The organism is Pseudomonas sp. WT-JTC (genome assembly GCF_056711565.1).
In genome coordinates this window covers 175606-192389 of the sequence record NZ_CM160042.1, presented here as the reverse complement: position 1 = coordinate 192389, position 16784 = coordinate 175606, and the positions used below count along the sequence as shown (strand labels likewise).

At 60.8% G+C, this 16784-nt stretch carries 17 protein-coding genes and 1 tRNA gene; 2 read left to right on the top strand and 16 right to left on the bottom strand.

Annotated features, from left to right (window positions below; translation table 11 throughout):
- Nucleotides 1–22: 22 nt before the first annotated feature.
- The 3 genes from AC06G5_RS00825 to gabD all read right to left on the bottom strand — a co-directional run bounded on the left by AC06G5_RS00825 (nucleotide 23) and on the right by gabD (nucleotide 4278).
- Nucleotides 23–1237: an HDOD domain-containing protein gene (locus AC06G5_RS00825; protein WP_413427201.1), complete on the bottom strand. Its 1215-nt coding sequence runs from the start codon at nucleotides 1235–1237 to the stop codon at nucleotides 23–25.
- 136 nt (nucleotides 1238–1373) lie between these two features.
- Nucleotides 1374–2651 carry a 4-aminobutyrate--2-oxoglutarate transaminase gene (gabT, locus tag AC06G5_RS00820; protein ID WP_008019119.1) on the bottom strand — a complete coding sequence of 426 codons (1278 nt, stop codon included), beginning with the start codon at nucleotides 2649–2651 and terminating at the stop codon, nucleotides 1374–1376.
- Between the two features lie 184 nt (nucleotides 2652–2835).
- Complete coding sequence (gene gabD / locus AC06G5_RS00815) at nucleotides 2836–4278, bottom strand: NADP-dependent succinate-semialdehyde dehydrogenase (protein WP_413427199.1); 1443 nt, start codon at nucleotides 4276–4278, stop codon at nucleotides 2836–2838.
- A 348-nt stretch (nucleotides 4279–4626) separates the two neighbouring features.
- Here gabD and AC06G5_RS00810 point away from each other — a divergent pair.
- Nucleotides 4627–4703 (top strand) — tRNA-Arg (locus tag AC06G5_RS00810).
- A gap of 71 nt (nucleotides 4704–4774) precedes the next feature.
- Here the strand turns inward: AC06G5_RS00810 and AC06G5_RS00805 are convergent.
- From AC06G5_RS00805 to AC06G5_RS00790, 4 genes are read right to left on the bottom strand one after another with little or no spacing between them, the layout of a single operon-like run.
- Nucleotides 4775–5083, bottom strand: a complete 309-nt coding sequence (locus AC06G5_RS00805; RefSeq protein ID WP_480458839.1) for a type II toxin-antitoxin system RelE/ParE family toxin — start codon at nucleotides 5081–5083, stop codon at nucleotides 4775–4777.
- Nucleotides 5080–5502: a type II toxin-antitoxin system Phd/YefM family antitoxin gene (locus AC06G5_RS00800; RefSeq protein ID WP_413427179.1), complete on the bottom strand. Its 423-nt coding sequence runs from the start codon at nucleotides 5500–5502 to the stop codon at nucleotides 5080–5082. Before AC06G5_RS00800 ends, AC06G5_RS00805 begins: the two co-directional genes overlap by 4 nt.
- Entirely contained in the window at nucleotides 5499–5768 is a 270-nt protein-coding gene (locus tag AC06G5_RS00795; RefSeq protein WP_322617727.1) for a hypothetical protein, read from the bottom strand. Before AC06G5_RS00795 ends, AC06G5_RS00800 begins: the two co-directional genes overlap by 4 nt.
- A 56-nt stretch (nucleotides 5769–5824) precedes the next feature.
- Nucleotides 5825–6385, bottom strand: a complete 561-nt coding sequence (locus AC06G5_RS00790; protein ID WP_413427177.1) for a YbhB/YbcL family Raf kinase inhibitor-like protein — start codon at nucleotides 6383–6385, stop codon at nucleotides 5825–5827.
- Nucleotides 6386–6524: 139 nt separating this feature from the next.
- On the opposite strand from AC06G5_RS00790, the gene AC06G5_RS00785 reads away from it, so the two are divergent.
- On the top strand, nucleotides 6525–8057 hold the full coding sequence (locus tag AC06G5_RS00785) for an FAD-dependent oxidoreductase (RefSeq protein ID WP_413427175.1): 1533 nt from the start codon (nucleotides 6525–6527) through the stop codon (nucleotides 8055–8057).
- Between the two features lie 69 nt (nucleotides 8058–8126).
- Here AC06G5_RS00785 and AC06G5_RS00780 read toward each other — a convergent pair whose 3' ends face one another.
- From AC06G5_RS00780 to AC06G5_RS00740, 9 genes are all read right to left on the bottom strand, one after another.
- Nucleotides 8127–9632: a YdgA family protein gene (locus AC06G5_RS00780; protein WP_480458836.1), complete on the bottom strand. Its 1506-nt coding sequence runs from the start codon at nucleotides 9630–9632 to the stop codon at nucleotides 8127–8129.
- A gap of 299 nt (nucleotides 9633–9931) precedes the next feature.
- On the bottom strand, nucleotides 9932–10567 hold the full coding sequence (locus AC06G5_RS00775) for an NADH:ubiquinone oxidoreductase subunit N (RefSeq protein WP_111286549.1): 636 nt from the start codon (nucleotides 10565–10567) through the stop codon (nucleotides 9932–9934).
- 93 nt (nucleotides 10568–10660) lie between these two features.
- The gene (locus tag AC06G5_RS00770; protein ID WP_480458834.1) at nucleotides 10661–12109 is read right to left on the bottom strand and encodes an efflux transporter outer membrane subunit; all 1449 of its coding nucleotides are present in this window, start codon (nucleotides 12107–12109) and stop codon (nucleotides 10661–10663) included.
- A complete protein-coding gene (locus AC06G5_RS00765) occupies nucleotides 12106–12993 on the bottom strand; it encodes an efflux RND transporter periplasmic adaptor subunit (protein WP_413427169.1) in 888 nt (295 codons plus the stop codon). Before AC06G5_RS00765 ends, AC06G5_RS00770 begins: the two co-directional genes overlap by 4 nt.
- Nucleotides 12990–13199 (bottom strand): DUF1656 domain-containing protein, encoded by a 210-nt coding sequence (locus AC06G5_RS00760; RefSeq protein WP_007987399.1) that lies wholly within the window; start codon nucleotides 13197–13199, stop codon nucleotides 12990–12992. Before AC06G5_RS00760 ends, AC06G5_RS00765 begins: the two co-directional genes overlap by 4 nt.
- Nucleotides 13196–15268 (bottom strand): FUSC family protein, encoded by a 2073-nt coding sequence (locus tag AC06G5_RS00755; protein WP_480458831.1) that lies wholly within the window; start codon nucleotides 15266–15268, stop codon nucleotides 13196–13198. Before AC06G5_RS00755 ends, AC06G5_RS00760 begins: the two co-directional genes overlap by 4 nt.
- A complete protein-coding gene (locus tag AC06G5_RS00750; RefSeq protein ID WP_413427164.1) occupies nucleotides 15265–15693 on the bottom strand; it encodes a MarR family winged helix-turn-helix transcriptional regulator in 429 nt (142 codons plus the stop codon). The genes AC06G5_RS00755 and AC06G5_RS00750 overlap by 4 nt, the downstream gene beginning before the upstream one ends.
- Before the next feature lie 127 nt (nucleotides 15694–15820).
- A complete protein-coding gene (locus AC06G5_RS00745) occupies nucleotides 15821–16066 on the bottom strand; it encodes a DUF2789 domain-containing protein (protein WP_413427162.1) in 246 nt (81 codons plus the stop codon).
- A 138-nt stretch (nucleotides 16067–16204) separates the two neighbouring features.
- Entirely contained in the window at nucleotides 16205–16666 is a 462-nt protein-coding gene (locus AC06G5_RS00740; protein WP_413427160.1) for an aminoacyl-tRNA deacylase, read from the bottom strand.
- Nucleotides 16667–16784: the final 118 nt, after the last annotated feature.

Below are 16784 nucleotides of genomic sequence, written 5' to 3'. Positions count from 1 at the left end.
CTACAAAGGGTGTGCATGAGCCTCATTTCTTGCGCAGCCGCATCAGCTCCGGCAAGCCGATCTTGAGCAACCTCGCCGTCCGGCTCTTGGCCAGCGCCTCGATGCCCTCATGCTCGCTCAGGCGCGCCATCTGCGCCGCCATGTTCATCACCAGCGCTTCGCGGGAATAAACCCCGCCACCGAGCTGGTAGGCCGCGGCAATCAGCTCTCGTAACTCCAGCGGCAGACGCCAGCGTGTGCGCAGCGCCGAACCATAGGCCGCGCCATATTCCGCCAGCGCTTCACCCACCTCCTCCCACTCGTCCAGCTCGCCGCCGGCCTGTTTCCATTCCTGCAAACAACGCAACAACGCCAGATCGCCGAGACAATGCAACATGCCGGCGCAATAGCAGCGCTCCTGATCCAGATCGAGCAAGCGCGCCAGCGTCCGGGCGTATTCGGCGGTATGCAGGGACAAATCCCAGTAACGCTCGGCATAGTCGGCCAATTGCTGATCGTTGAGCCGGGCACTGCGCTTGAGCGCCAGCCCGAGGATCAGGTTCATGCTCTGCCCGGTGCCCAGGCGATGCAGCGCCTGGGACAGGGTTTGCACCGCGACGCCGTGGTGCTGGGCCGCGCTGTTGGCAGCGGCGATCAGCACGGCCGTGACCTGCGGATCGGTGCGAATTTCGTCTTCCAGCACCGTCAGATCGAGGCCATTGGGATTGAGGCTGCGTTTGACCGCCACTTGCACGTCAGTCATCAGCGGCGCGCCGTCAACCAATTCGCGTCGACGCTCCAGATACACCGACAACGTCATGCCCGGCGCCAGCGATGGCACCTCGCACGAGACTTCTTCGCCAGCGTGCAACAGTAACCCCTGCAACCGATGGGTCAGGCTTTCCATATTCAGGGGCTTGGTCAGGTACGCAGCCGGCGCCAGCGGCAAGGCCTCGCGCACGCTGGCACTGTCGCTGCGACTGCTCATCAGAATGAACGGCATCGGCGGATTGCGTTTGCGCTGACGGATGCTGCGCAGGACATTCAGACCATCGACGCCCGGCAGCTCCCAGTCGGCGATCACCAGGTCATAGGGGTTGGCCGCCAACAACTCCAGCGCTTGCTGGCCATCGGCGCACAAATCCAGCCGCGCATCGCAGCGTACGTTCAACAACACTTCCTTGAGCAGATCGCGGGACCAGGGGTCGGCCTCGGCGATCAGGACTCTTGGAACCGCGGGTAAAATGACGGTTGTCATACAGCTCTCCCTGGCAATGCAGGAACCTTAGCCAATGCTGGCCATTCGATACAGTGCTAATGCGCGGGATGTGTTCCAGGAGGCATGAAAAAACCCGCCGAAGCGGGCTTTTTGTGGATCAGGTCACACTGGGTGATCAGAGCTCGGAGAAGCACTCTTCGATGATCGCCAGGCCTTTGTCCAGTTGCTCGTCCGGCGAGGTCAGCGGTACCAGGACGCGCAGAACGTTGCCGTAGGTGCCGCAGGACAGCAGGATCAGGCCCTTGTCGCGAGCCTTGGCCACAACGGCTGCCACGGCGGTCGGGTTCGGCTTGTGGCTGTCGCCGCCTTCGAACAGCTCGACAGCGATCATCGCGCCCAGGGCACGAACTTCACCGATCACCGGGTACTTGGCCTGGATGGCCTTCAGGCCGGTTACCAGACGCTCGCCAACAGCCTTGCAGCGATCCAGCAGGTGCTCTTCTTCGAACACTTCCATCACGGCCAGGGCCGCGGCGCAAGCGATCGGGCTACCGGCGTAGGTGCCGCCCAGGCCGCCTGGAGCGATGGCGTCCATGTATTCGGCCTTGCCGCACACACCGGCCAGCGGGAAGCCGCCAGCGATGGATTTGGCGAAAGTGGTCAGGTCGGCAGCAACGCCCATCTGTTCCATGGCGAAGAAAGTACCGGTACGGCCAGCGCCAGTCTGTACTTCGTCAGCGATCAGCAGGATGCCGTGCTGGTCGCACAGGGCACGCAGACGCTTCATGAACTCTTTAGGCGCGACGTAGAAACCACCTTCGCCCTGAACCGGCTCGATGATGATCGCGGCGATGTCTTTCGGCTCGGCGTCGTTTTTGAAGATGCGTTCGATGCTGGCGATCGAATCGTCGATGCTCACTCCGTGCAGTTCGTTCGGGTACAGCGCGCGGAAGATGCCGCCTGGCATCAGGCCCATGCCGGCCGAGTAAGGCACGACTTTACCGGTCAGGCCCAGGGTCATCATGGTGCGACCGTGGTAAGCGCCGGTGAAGGCGATCACGCCGGCACGGCCAGTAGCGGCACGGGCGATCTTGATGGAGTTTTCAACGGCTTCGGAACCGGTGGTCACCAGCAGGGTTTTCTTGGCGAAATCACCTGGCACCTTGGCGTTGATTTTTTCGCACACTTCTACGTACGGCTCGTAGGCCAGTACCTGGAAGCAGGTGTGGGTCAGCTTGTTCAGCTGCTCGGTCACGGCGGCGATGACTTTCGGGTGCACGTGGCCGGTGTTCAGCACAGCGATACCGCCGGCGAAGTCGATGAACTCACGACCTTCAACGTCGGTCACGGTAGCGTTCTTCGCGGAATCGGCGAAGATCGGGTGAATCTGGCCAACACCACGTGGAACTGCAGCGGTACGGCGGGCCATCAAATCAGCGTTAGTCTTGCTCATACTTTCCTCATTCACCGCTCATCGGGCGGCGTGGTTCAAGGATTAAGCGGCGGGGAACAACAGCGGCAGCATGCGATGATCGACTGCCACAGCGTTCCCGGCCACCGAGAAAATTTCGTTTGAAACACGCAAAGGGACAGCGCTCTCGTGCCCTTTGCGTTTGAAGCGATGCCTTTTTCCGGGCTTAGATGCCCAGGCAGAGGTATTTGATTTCCAGGTAATCTTCGATGCCGTACTTGGAGCCTTCACGGCCAAGGCCCGAGGCCTTGATGCCGCCGAACGGCGCGACTTCGTTGGAGATCAGACCGGTGTTAACGCCGACCATGCCGTATTCCAGGGCTTCAGCCACACGGAACACTCGACCCAGGTCGCGGGCATAGAAGTACGAGGCCAGACCGAACTCGGTGTCGTTGGACATCGCGATCACATCGGCTTCGTCTTTGAAGCGGAACAGTGGAGCCAGTGGGCCGAAGGTTTCTTCCTTGGCTACGGCCGCGTTGTTCGGCACGTTGGTCAGGATGGTCGGCTCGAAGAAGTTGCCTTCCATCGCCTTGCCACCGGCCAGCACGGTCGCGCCTTTGCTCAAGGCATCGGCGATGTGTTCTTGCACCTTGGCCACGGCTTTTTCGTCGATCAGCGGGCCAGTGGTGGTGCCGGCTTCCAGACCGTTGCCGATCTTCAGCTTGGCGACAGCCACTTTCAGCTTCTCGGCGAATGCGTCGTAGACACCGTCCTGGATGTACAGGCGGTTGGCGCAGACGCAGGTCTGGCCGTTGTTGCGGTATTTGGAAATGATCGCGCCTTCGACGGCCTTATCCAGGTCTGCGTCGTCGAACACGATGAACGGCGCGTTGCCGCCCAGTTCCAGGGACACTTTCTTGATGTCCTTGGCGCATTCGGCCATCAGTTGACGACCGATTTCGGTCGAACCGGTGAAGGACAGCTTGCGCACGATCGGGTTGCTGGTCAGCTCGGTACCGATGTCGCCGGCGCTGCCGGAAACAACGCTGAACACGCCAGCCGGGATGCCGGCACGCTGGGCCAGTTCGGCCAGGGCGAAAGCGGAGTACGGGGTTTGCGAAGCAGGCTTGAGCACCATGGTGCAACCGGCGGCCAGGGCCGGGCCGGCTTTACGGGTGATCATTGCAGCCGGGAAGTTCCACGGGGTGATTGCAGCGGTCACGCCGATTGGCTGCTTGATCACGATCAGGCGCTTGTCTGGCTGGTGGCCCGGAATCACGTCACCGTAGATGCGCTTGGCTTCTTCGGCGAACCACTCGATGAAGGAAGCGGCATAAACGATTTCGCCCTTGGCTTCGGCCAATGGCTTGCCTTGTTCCATGGTCATCAGGCGAGCCAGGTCGTCCTGGTTCTCGATCATCAGTTCGAACCAGCGACGCAGTTTGCCCGCACGTTCTTTGGCGGTCAGTGCACGCCAGGCCGGCAGCGCCTTGTCAGCAGCTTCGATCGCACGGCGGGTTTCGGCAGCGCCCATTTTCGGCACGGTGCCCAGAATTTCGCCCGTTGCCGGGTTGTTGACCTTGATCGTCTGACCATTGTCCGCATCAACCCACGCGCCATCGATGAAGGCTTGCTGGCGGAACAACTGGGTGTCTTTAAGCTGCATGTCGGCTTTCCTTAACAGCACCGCAACGAATGCGGAGCAAATTATGATTGTAGAAAGGCGCCTCTATAGGCTGCCGTCAGGGAAATCATTCACCGGGCTGAAGCACATAAATAGCGCACGGATTGGACTCGCGCGGTTCAGCACCCAGACAAGAGCGTTTGAAATCTCAAACGAATCCTAGGATCAAAGGGGGTAAAGGACAATAGCCTGTTCGAAAAAAAGAACGAAAACGACGCTTTTGCCTATTTTTTCTGATCAACGTAGCAGGCGCGCGTTACGCTTGTAATAAACGTAGGCGATTCAGCAGCATGGACGCCTTCAATGCATATGAGTATCATGGCGCCCGCTGCACCAGTAGCTCAGCTGGATAGAGTACTGCCCTCCGAAGGCAGGGGTCGTGGGTTCGAATCCCGCCTGGTGCACCATACGTTGTAGCGAGAAAGCCTCAGGCCTTATGGGTCTGGGGCTTTTTTGTGGGTGTTTGAAAGCTTCGCGCCTAGTAATCAATGCTGTTTTTTTCAAACAGCCGGCCAATGTCTCTCGCGCTATGCAGTACGCGTTCGACCTTGATCTCGTCGTCCATCAAACAGTAGAAAATCAGATATCGGCCATGGGGAAGCATTCGCAATCCCTTGGCGCAATCGTCTCTTGAAACACCCAGATTCGGTTGTTCGATCAATCGTGTGCATTGCATGCGTAGCTCGCCCACAAACGTCCGGGCCCGCTCAGGATTGTCTCGGGCGATAAAACGAGCGACTTGCAGCAAATCGTCCCGTGCCAGTGCAGAGAAAAGCAATTGCCTCATGGACGGTGTTGCTCTGCTTCTACCTCATCAATCAGCGCATCAAGCTCGGCAAACATTGTATCGGCAGCGACGGCCGGACGCGGATCGTTGCGGCTCGCTGCAATGGCTTCACGAAGTTCGGCAGCGTGTAGTCGATCCAGCAGCTGTTGATAGGCCGCGTGCGGTAAAAGATAGGCGGCTGGACGATTGTGGTTGAGCACGGCAACAGGCTCGGAACCGGCTTGCTCGATTACAGTGCTCGGGCTGCGCTTGAGCTCGGTGATGCTGACCGAACGGCTTGCAAGTAGCTGCTCCATGGCGGCTCCAAAGGTACGTAAAAAAGTACCTGATAGTGTGCCATTCTCTGCATGGCGGTCAACGAGTCTCCGACCGCTGCTGTCCTGGCCCACAAAAAAAACCGCCGAAGCGGTTTTTTTCATTCTGTTGTCCAGTCGAACTCGTCGTACTCGTCATCGTCTTCGTCGTCCTCGAAAAACTCCTCTTCAAGGTCGTCGTCTTCAACAATGTCTTCTTCCGGCTGATTCAGCAGAAAATCCTTGCGACTCTCGGTAATCGCTCGCCGCAGTTCTTCACCCTTTTGCGGGCAGTTGAGCATTTGGGCGATGCGGTCGATCTTTTTTGCCACGGCATCCTCCAACGCATCGGCTATGACCTGATAGTGCGCGCTTTCGGGGGTGGATGCCAAATCCCCGGAATGCCGCGCACTTCAGTTTTCTGCAAATCCGCTGGGGCGATCAGCCTTTAGCGGTGATAGCGCCGCACCACGCTGCTGTTTCTCAGGACGTGGCCTTTGATTTTTTCCAGCAGCTGCGCACGGCTCAGGCCGGCGGGCAAGGCGTCCGGGGCCAGATCCAGAGCGTAGATCTGGATGATGTAGTGGTGCGCGCTGTCGCCAACGGGTGGGCACGGGCCGATGTAGCCGGTGGTGTTTTTGCTGTTGATACCGCCGAAGCCCTCGAGGCCGGGTTTACTCCCGGCGCCGGCCGGGATCTGGTGAGTGCCGGCCTTGATGCCGTAATGCACCCACTGATCGATGCCCTGGCCCTTCTGGCCGTCAGGGTCGTGCATGACGATGGCATAGCTTTGGGTGGCTGCCGGGCCGGCGTTCCAGTTCAACGCCGGGGAAATGTTGTGTCCGCCGCAGCCGGCGGAATCACTGGCGGCGGCCGACGTGAACAGACGGTCATCGGAGACTCCGGGAATGTTCAGGGTGAAGCGTTCCTGTGCCTGCGCCGGGAACTGCACGCAAAAGGCGACTGCTACGGCCGCGAGCCAAGAGTTGATTGAGGTCAATCGGGTCATACCGGAGCACCTTGTGCGTGTTGGGCCGTCGTCGGCGTGCAAACTATAGCCGGACCGTTCGCGCCTTGGCAGGGGGAATTGGCTGAACCTCGCGATAAGTACCAGACTCATAAGTGATACGTCTGTCTGGAGAGCGATCATGACTCTGCATCGCGTTGCGCGTGTCGCCAATGTGCCCGAAGACCGTGGCCTGGAAGTGCAGGTCCAGGGCAGCAAGATTCTGCTGTTGCGGGCCGGTGAGCAGCTGCGCGCTTATCAGGCCGAATGCCCTCATGCCGGAGCCCCGCTGGCAGACGGGGCGATATGCCATGGGCGCCTGACCTGTCCGTGGCACAAGGCGCAGTTTCGGATCGAGGACGGCGGTCTCAGTGAACCGCCAGCCCTGGACAGCCTCAAGCGCTACCCCCTGGAAGTCCGTGACGGCGACATCTGGGTCGGCGACCAGCCGATGCCGGACGCCCACACGCCACCGGCCGACGATTCGCGGACTTTCATCATTGTCGGCGCTGGCGCGGCAGGCACGGCGGCGGCTGCGGCGTTGCGCGAGAAAGGTTTCGGCGGCCGGTTGCTGTTGATCGACCGCGAAGCCGACGCCGGATATGACCGCACTGCGCTAAGCAAATACGTGATCGCCGGGGAGATGCCGCTGAGCGAAGTCCCGCCGCTGCGTGACGAAGACTTTTACCGCGAGCAGAGGATCGAGCGCCTGCGAGGCGAAGTGGCAAGCCTGGATGCGCCAAACAGGACGCTGCGGCTGACTGACGGCCAATCACTGACATATGACGCCGCGCTGCTGGCCACTGGCGGTGTACCCAACTCGCTGACGCTGCCCGGCGCCGACCTGCCGCAAGTGTTCGTTTTACGCTCCAAAGCCCATGCGCAGCAGATTCTGGACAGCGCCAGCGCCGGCCAGCGGGTCGTGATCATTGGCGACAGTTTCATTGCCATGGAGTCCGCCTCGTCCCTGCGCCAGCTTGGCTTGAATGTGACCGTGCTGGCCCGCCACGAAGTGCCGTTTGCCAGGCAGTTCGGTGACACGATCGGCAAGGCCATTCGCGCGCGGCATGAAGCCAATGGCGTCGTGTTTCATACCCTGGGCAATGCGGCACGGATCGAAGGGACGGACAAGGTCGAAGCCGTGCACCTGGACAACGGCCAGCGCTTGCCGGCCGATCTGGTGCTGCTCGGCGTTGGCGTCACGCCAGCCACCGCTGCCTTTACCGGGCTGCCGAAAGCGCAGGATCACTCGCTGAATGTCGACGGCACAATGCGCGTGACCGACGGCCTCTGGGCGGCTGGCGACATCGCCACGTTCCCGCTGAACAACCAACGCCTGCGCATCGAACACTGGCGACTGGCCCAACAGCAGGCGCGGATCGCGGCGGCCAATATGCTGGGCGGTGACGAGCATTACCTCGACGTGCCGTATTTCTGGACCTGGCATTTCGGTAAAACCTACGACTACCTCGGACACGGCGAGGCCTGGGACGAAGTCGAGTTCAAGGGCGACCCTTACGATCCGCCCTTCATAGGCCTGTTCGGAACAAATGGCGTGGTGTCGGCGGCCGTGGCCTGCGAGATGGACCGGACCATGGCGATGCTCGCCGAGCGGATGAAACAACCGTTGCCATGGGAGGAGGCATGGCGGTTGATCCGTGACGTTCCGTCGTGATGCCGGACAGCAAAACGCCCGACGCCTGCGCAATGCAGAGGCCGGGCGTTGCCGGGTAAACGGTCGCCGTTATTCGGTGGCGCCAGTATCCGCGAACTTGCTCATCACAAAACCGGCAAACTCTTCGACGGTCATTTTCTGGCCGTTGAAGTCCACCTGGTTGTTGGAGTAATGCAAATTGGTGACGATGTTGTTGCCATCCAGTTTTGCCAGTTGGCTGCCAACCGCCATGCTGCTGAACATGTCTGCGGTGGCGGTGGCCTGGTCGGCAATCAGCTTGGCGTCGGTCTGACCGTCGATTTGCGATTGCACGGTCAATACATCGACCAGCATGGGTTTGGACACTTGCAGCTTGAAGTCCAGCAGCGCGATCAACTGCCTGACCAACTGATCGGTCGGCAGGTCGATGGCTTGTGGCTTGGTCAGGTCGAGCACCATGTTGGCGCGGCTCTCACCATTGGCGGTGTTGAACGACAGGTTTTCCAGGGCCACCCGCGGACCGGCCGCCAGCAGTTTTTCCAGGCTGGATTTGAGCAGTGCCTCTTCGGCTTCGGTCAGTTTCAGCTCCGGTACAGGCAAACCGGCCGCCGTTGCTTCGGCCGCCGCCCTTTCATATGGCTGCAGTTTGCTCTGGTAAACCTGCATCAACGACAGGGTGGCCGGGATGTCGAGGTTCTTCAGGCTCATGGCCAGCGCACCGGAACCGACGGTCTTGCCGTTCAGGGACACTTCGCCGACCTTGTAATCGGCGCGCCCGGAGGCGCTGCTGCCCGACTCTTCAGTCAGGTTTTTCATCTCGAATTTCTTGAAGTCCAGCACCGATTGCTTGACGCCAAAAGTCGATTTGCCGCTGGCCAGTTCAAGGACGTTCTCGCCGGTGTAGAAACCGTAGGTACTTTTTGTCAGGTTGCTGGCCAGGGTCAGGCCGTTCAATTCAACCTGCACCGGTGCCTGGTCTTCGGAAACGGTGGTCAACTTCAAGCTGTCCATGTAGCCGTTGGCCTTGACCTTCTGCGCCTTGGCGCTAGCGTCGACGTCGATGCTCAAGCCGGAGAACTTCATGCTCGACTTGTCATCCAGCGCCATCTCCAGCGGCTGCAACTCGAGGGTGCCCTTGGTGGCGTTGTCATAACCGATGTTGACCACGCCGGTCAGCGGGGATTTGTCCTTGGCGGCGGCAAACCACTTCTCGGTGAGCGGGGTCTTTTCCAGTTCGTAGTGACTGGTCGCCAGGACCGGCAGCCACTTCAGCGACATCAGCCGCGAGAACGGCAACGGGCCGTGTTCGATGTGATCGACAAACAGCAGCTCGACCGGCGCTTCGCCGAACATTTCACCTTCGCCCTTGAGGCGATAGTGCGCGGTGCTGCTGAATACATGACGTTCCAGCGACACCAGTTCCAGCGACGCGGTACCGTTGGAACCCACCATGGCCGCTTGCAGTTCCTTGTTGGCGTCGGCAATCGAGGTGTTCAACACACCTTCGAGCCTGGTGCTGGTGAACCACGCTCCGCCTGCGCTGATGGCACCGATGGCGACAACGGTTCCCAGTAGCACGCCTGCTGATTTATTCATGTATGACCCGTTCAATGTCCGCTGTTGAAAGTGAGGTCGTCTTCCCTGAACCCATGACGGGTTACGGCTCGACTGCGCTGAAAGTGGAATGGAGATTAGCATCAGGCGCGACGAACGGCCCAATGATTAAAGGTGAAGGAGTGTCTTGGGGTTGTTCACAGGGTTGGGGATTATTTGCGCCTATGCAATCGCCTTCGCGAGCAAGCCCGCTCCCACATTGAAATGTGTACTCCTGTGGGAGCGGCGGTGCGGCGATCCGACTTGCTCGCGAAGGCGTCGGTACAGCCAATATCGAGATCTCAGGAATACTGGACCTCAATCTCATCCAGTTGATGATCAAAGCTTTTGAGCCGCGCCGTCCAGGTGTACACCAGCACTTCGAAGTCGCGGTTGATCACCGCCCCGCCTGTCACTTCCGCGCGCGGATCGCAGACGTCCAGTTGATAGCGTTCGCGGGCCATGGCCGTGGCGACATCGGCCAGCTCCCGGGCATTGTTGAGCCAGTGCCGACCGTCGTCAGCCACTTGCCGGTCCAGCGCCACGCATTGTTTTTTCAGGGTATCGAGGCTTTTTTCCAGCGGTGTACCGGTCAATTCGCCCATGACTTCCTGAAACGTGCGCCCCGGTTGCCAGTAACTGCCCCAGAAATAACGGTCGAACACCGTTTCGACACGGCGCAACGCAACCTTGGTGTCCCAGATCAGGACCAGGGTCTTGCCTTGTTCGAGTTGTCTTTTCTTGATGCGTTGATTCTGGACCGAGGCCCAGGCCACCGCCGCAACGGACATCACGGCAATCAGTGCGACGGCACTGTCGAGAAACACCAGAGCCTTGTCGATCTGGTGGGCCAGCATGATGCCGTAGAAATAGGTGGCCGACAGCAGCACCAACGCCACGATGGCGCACCAGAAACCGAGAGCGTAAGGGTTTTTCATTATTGGTTTCCCCCTGACCTGCGCGAGCCTTGTGCGAAGAAAGAGCGCTTTGCACGGGGCGCCCTCCCAACACTTCAAAGCATAGCAACGGCCTCAGGGTTTGCCGGGGTTCGACGCTTGCGTTCGTCCGCTTTCCCAGCCGCCGCCCAGCGCGAGGAACAAATCGATCTGGCTGGCGGCAACCTGGGTGTTCGCGGCCGCCAGTTGCGCCGTGACATCGATGTAGGTGCGCGTGGCTTGCAGGTCGGCCAGGAACGAGGCGCGGCCGGCCTGGAAGAAGCGGTGGGTCTGGTCGGCCGCCAGTTTTGCCGATTGCTCGGCGTCCGCCAGGGCATCGCGGCGTTGCAGTAACGCGGTGTACTGGGCGAGGCCGGTCTGGGTCTCGCGAATGGCGTTGAGCACCACCCCGTCGAAATGCGCCAGCGTCGCCTGGGTCACCGCTTCGGCCTCGCGGATGCGCGCCCGGGCGCCGTTGGTCGGCACCTTCCAGGTCAGCGACGGACCAAAGCCCCAGCGGTTGGTAGACGGGTCGCCAAGATCGTCCAGGATACCGACGGTACCGATGGTCGCGCCGATGCTGATGTTCGGGTACAGCTCGCCCGTGGCGACACCAATACCGGCCGTCGCGACCGCCAGTCGACGTTCGGCCTGCCGCACATCGGGACGACGCTTGAGCAACGCGGCGCCATCGCCCACCGGAATCAGTTGCGCGATTTTTGGCAGCTCGTCGCAAGTGGCGGTGCCGGCCGGCAGTTGGTCCACCGGCTTGGCCAGCAACATCGACAAGCGGTACAGCCCGGCCTGGCGCGACGCTTCATAGCGCGGCATGTCGGCGCGCAGGGATTTGAATTGGGTTTGCGAGCGGGTGACCTGGGTTTCGTCGCCACGCCCGGCATCGCGCAGGCGCTGGATCAGCGTGGTGCTCTGGGCTTGCAGGTCGAGGGAGTGCTGGGCAATTTCCCGCTCTTCATTGGCCGCGCAAACTTGGGTGTAGGCCCGAACCACATCGGCCACGACGGTGATGCGTGCAGTATCGGCGGCGGCCTGCGTCGCATCGGCATTGGCCTTGGCCGCTTCGATACCGCGTTGCAAGGTACCGAACAGGTCGAACTGGTACGACGCGCTGATGCCGATATCGCCGATGTTGGCCACCGGCACTTTTTCCGGTATCAAGAACGCTTGGCCAGACTCCTGCAAGCGCTGGGCGCCCATCTGCACGCCGCCGCTCCAGCCACCCGCCGCTTCGGCCTCATCGACCTGCGCGCGAGACCGCGACAGGCTGGCCGCCGCCACGCGTAAATCGATGTTGGAGGCCATGGCCTGCTGCACCAACTGGTCGAGTCGCGGGTCCTGATACAAACGCCACCAATCGGCCGGCACCGGTGCGGAAACCACCGGTTTGCCGTCGACCGCCAGATCGCCCAGGAAGTCTGGACGATGGACAGCCGCCTCTTCGGGCAGATGATAATCCGGCCCGACCATCTGACACGCCGACAGCAGCAAACCCATTCCGGCGACCGCCAAACCCGAGGCCTTGCTCATTGCGCCGGCCCCCGTTTCTGATCGTCGATGATCGATACCGTGGCGGTGCGCCCGGCGATCATGCGGAAGTCGTCCGGCACGTCATCGAAGGCGATACGCACCGGAATCCGCTGGGCCAGCCGCACCCAACTGAATGCCGGGTTGACGTTGGGCAGCAGGTTGTTGCCGCTGGTGCGGTCACGGTCTTCGATACCGGCGACGATGCTCTCCACATGCCCGCGCAGGCGCGCATTGTCGCCGATCACCCGGATGTCGACGCTCTGCCCGATATGGATGCCGTTCAGTTTGGTTTCTTCGAAATAACCGTCGATGTGGAACGAGTTGCTGTCGACCACCGACAACACTGGCCGCCCGGCGCTGACGAACTCCTGGGTCCGTGGCGCACGGTCGTTGACGTAGCCATCCACCGGGCTGCGGATCACCGAGCGGTCAAGGTTGAGTTGTGCGCTATCGACCGCCACCTGGGCTTCCATCAACGCCACTTGGGCACGAGCCACTTTCGATTGGCTTTCTTCCAGTTGTTCACCCGGCACCAGGTTACCAAGGCCTTTGTTTCGCTTGGCCTCACGCTGGGCCTGGGCCAGGGTTTCCTCGCGGTCGGCGACGGCCGCTTTCGCTTGGCGCAGGGCCAGCCTGAAGCGGTCCGGGTCGATGCTGAACAGCACCTGGCCGCGCTTGACCAACTGGTTGTCGCGCACCTCCACTTGCTGGATCAACCCGGAAACGTCCGGCGCGATTTGCACGATGTCGGCACGGATGTGCCCGTCGCGGGTCCAGGGCGCGAACATGTAATACATCACCATGCGCCAGACCACGACAACGGCGAAGCTCACGATCAGCAGGGTCAACACCACGCGACCAAGGGTTAGAAACGGTTTTTTCATGTCATCAGGTATCGACTGAGTGAGTCCACGGCGCCAAGCAGCAGGGCGTAGAGGGCCACGTTGAACAATGCCCGGTGCCAGACCAGACGGTAAAAGTGCAGGCGCGTCAGCACCCCGTGCACCAACAGGTACAACACATACGTAATGCCCATCAGCACCAGCAGCGTGGGCAGGAACACCCCGCTGAGATCCAGGTCACCGATCATAGGGGCGCTCCATCAATGCCATGGGGAAGCGGTTCTTCGAGTTCGACGGAACCGACGAATTCGACGCCAGGCAGCAGGGCCAGGCGCAGGCCGCTCAGGGCGTGCAGCAAATGCCGGCGGGTTTCATCGTCGCCGGCACCGCTGAGGGCGCGGCGCGTACGGTCGAGGGTCATCAACAACGGGCTCGGTGCCGGCAAGCGTTCACCGGCCTTGAGGCAGGCCTTGAAGTACTCGCCCACCTCGGCCACCACCTGGCGCAGCAGCACCTGCGGCACACCGAGGATCCGCGGCGTATAAGCGAGCAGGTCCAACAGATTCAGCGCCACTCGAACTTCGCGCAGCGCCACGCCGGAGTCCTGGCCGGTCATGGCCAGGCGTGGCAGATGCTGCATCAGCCGATCGAGCATCCGTATGCCCAGCAGTCGATGCTCAGACAACGTGGCCGGCTCGGCGAGGCCGACAATGTCGCGCCAACTGAAACGGGTCAGGCGCTTGGCTGCCAGTTCGGCACCGAACGGCCGGGCGATCAGGGTCCAGATGAACGCGAACAGCAGGCCAATGGGACCGGCCAGGTTGGAGTTGGCGAAACTGAGGAAGTCCGCGTCGTAGGCACCCTGAATGCTGATGAAGGACGAAGTGTTGACCAGGGTCAGCAGCATGCCCAGGTAAAACTGCGGTTTGACCGTCAGGGTACCGACGCAAATGAACGGCACGGCAAACGCCAGCACCAGCATCGGAAAGTCATGCAGGTTGGGCAGCACCAGAAACAGATAAAGGCTGGCGAACACCACCGACATCGCCGTCCAGAAAAAGAACCGGTAAATCTGCGGCGCCGGGTCGTCCATCGAGGCGAAGAAGCTACAGGCCACCGCCGCCAGGATCACTGCGCTGCCGCCATCGGTCCAGCCGAGCAGAATCCACAGCACCGAGGCGACGATAATCGCGGTCACGGTGGACGCCGCGGAATAAAACATCAGGCCGCGATCCAGAAACGGGCTCAGCCGTCCCAGCCGCCAATGCCGATACACCGCGCGCCAATTGTCCTGGCTTTCGCACAGGATGGCGTATTGCAGGCTGCGGCAGTCCTGCCACAAATCGATCCACTCGCCGAGGCGATAAATCGCGTTGGAGAACAGCAGTTGCTTGCGGTCATCCAGTGCCAGGGGAGCAGGCTGCAGGGCCTCAAGTTGATCCTTCAGGGCTTGCCAGCGGTCGAGATCGGCATCTTTATGCCCAAGCCATTCGGTGGTGGCCGTCAGCAACGGCGCGAACTTGTCCACAAGCTCGGGGGTGCGCCGTTCCAATGCGTAAAGCGCGTCGTCGAGGGCATCGATCACTGGCAGCAGGTGAATCATCCGCCCGCGCAATTCCTTGGTGTTGCGCACCGTCTGCGGACGTGAGCCTTCGTGGGGCAACTGACCGATCATCAACTCCAGGGAGTTGAAGGTGGCGACCATCGATGCCCGCAACGCGCTGACTTCTTCAGGCTGCACGTTGCGGCTGAGGAAGCGCAGGCTGTAGGTCGATGCATCAGTAAACCATTTGCTGACCGAATCATTGAACACCGGCGCCAGACGCCGGGGCCAGAACATGGCACCCACCACCGCCGCCACGGCAATACCCAGAAAGATTTCTTCGGTCCGTGCTTCGGCTACGTCCCACACCCCCAACGGGTTATTCACCACCGGCAGGGCGATCAACGGCAAGGTGTAACCGGCGAGCATCAAGGCGTAGTTGTTGGCCGTGCGCAAATGCAGGGACAGAAACAGCAGCGTGCCGGTCCACAGTCCAATCACCACTACCAGCACGTAAGGGCTCTGTACGAACATCGGCACGAACAAAACCGCCGCAGCAGCGCCGACAAACGTGCCGATTGCCCGGTACAGCGCCTTGGAAGTGGTCGGCCCGAGAAATGGATTGGAAACGATGTACACCGTGGCCATCGCCCAGTACGGACGGGGCATCTGCATGAGCAAGGCGATGTACAACGCGATCATCGATGCGGTGAAGGTACGGACCCCGTAGAACCAGTCCCGCGCAGGGGGCATGCCAGAGAAAAATCCGTTCAAGGGTTGGCCACCGACGGCGGCGTGGCCGCTTCAAATGCTCTCAGTACCCGCAGCGTAGCTTCCAGGTCACTTTGGTCAATGCCTTCAAGTACTTCCTGGCGCAGGCGCACCAGTTCCACTTCGACCGCCTGCACCAGGTCCCGACCGGTTTCGGTCAGGCTCAGGCATTTGGCGCGGCGGTCCTGTGCATCTTCGGTCCGGCAGACGTAACCGGCATGGCACAGTTGATCGAGCAGGCGCACCAGCGACGGACTCTCCATGCCCGCGGCTTGCGCCACCGTCACCTGGCGCACGCCCTCGCCCAGGCGTCCGATCATCAACAGCGGAACGGCGCAGGCTTCGGAGATTCCATAGTTGACCAGCGTGGTCTGGCAGATTTTGCGCCAATGCCTGGCGGCCACCACCATGGCACTGCTGATGTTCATCTGGAGGACGTCGAGGTTATTCGGCACGAGGGAAAACACACACTGTTAGTTTGCTAACTATCAATATCGCATTGGAGGGGATTTTTCGTCAAGTTTTGAAACAATTCTCGCGCCAGCACACCACTCGTTAGCTGCTGCGCCCCTTTCTTAACATCACATCCAGTTGATCCACCACCTCCGCCCAATCCGCGTCATCGAGAATCTCGTCACGCAGGAGACACGCCTGGCTCGGGCTCCAGAAAAATGCATCCGCAAGGTGCAGATCCGGTTTGAGCGGTGAATGGGTGGCGATGAATTTATCGATGCTTTCGGCGTCGTCCGGCAGGCCGAGTTGCTTGAACAGCGAAGGAAGGTTGTGGGTCGGGTTTTCCATGTCTAGCTCCTGCGAACCGATTAAGGGACCGCTGCGCGGTCATCGCGAGCAGGCTCGCTCCTACAGGTTATGTGATCGACACAGATCCGTGTGGGAGCGGGCTTGCCCGCGATGACGTCAGCATTGACGAAACAAAACTCAATGACTCAACTCCCGCACCTCGGCATGCGGCACCATTTTCAGGAACTCGGGCACGTCCATGCGCACCAGGTTGACGTGGTTGCCGGCCTCCAGATAGATGTCTTTCTGCCGGGTCAGCAGCGGATCGATGACCACATCCAAGCCATAGGACTCGCCCAGCGCCGGTACGGCGCCGCGTTCGCAATCGTCGAACAGGTGCGCCAGGTTGCTTTCGCGGGAAACCTGCCACTCACCGCTGCTGCGGACTTTGCTCAGGTCAAGGTGACGGCTGGCGGGCAGTACGGCCATCAAGTAATGCCCATGGTGATCGTCGAGGATCACCGATTTTGCCACCCGTTCGGCAGGAATACCTGCGACCCGTGCCGTTTCGAGGCTGCTGGCCGAGTGTGGGTGGCTGACGATGTCATATTCGCATTGAGCCTTTTCCAGGCTTCGCTGCACGGTTCTTGCCATACGCATGATGCACCTCGGTGTCCGCAACAACCGCTGACGGACGATGGTTAACATTTCTTTCGGTACTGAAAGTCTAGGCCCGATGGCGCGTTCCGGCGGGAATTCCGCCCATCGGACGTCGTCG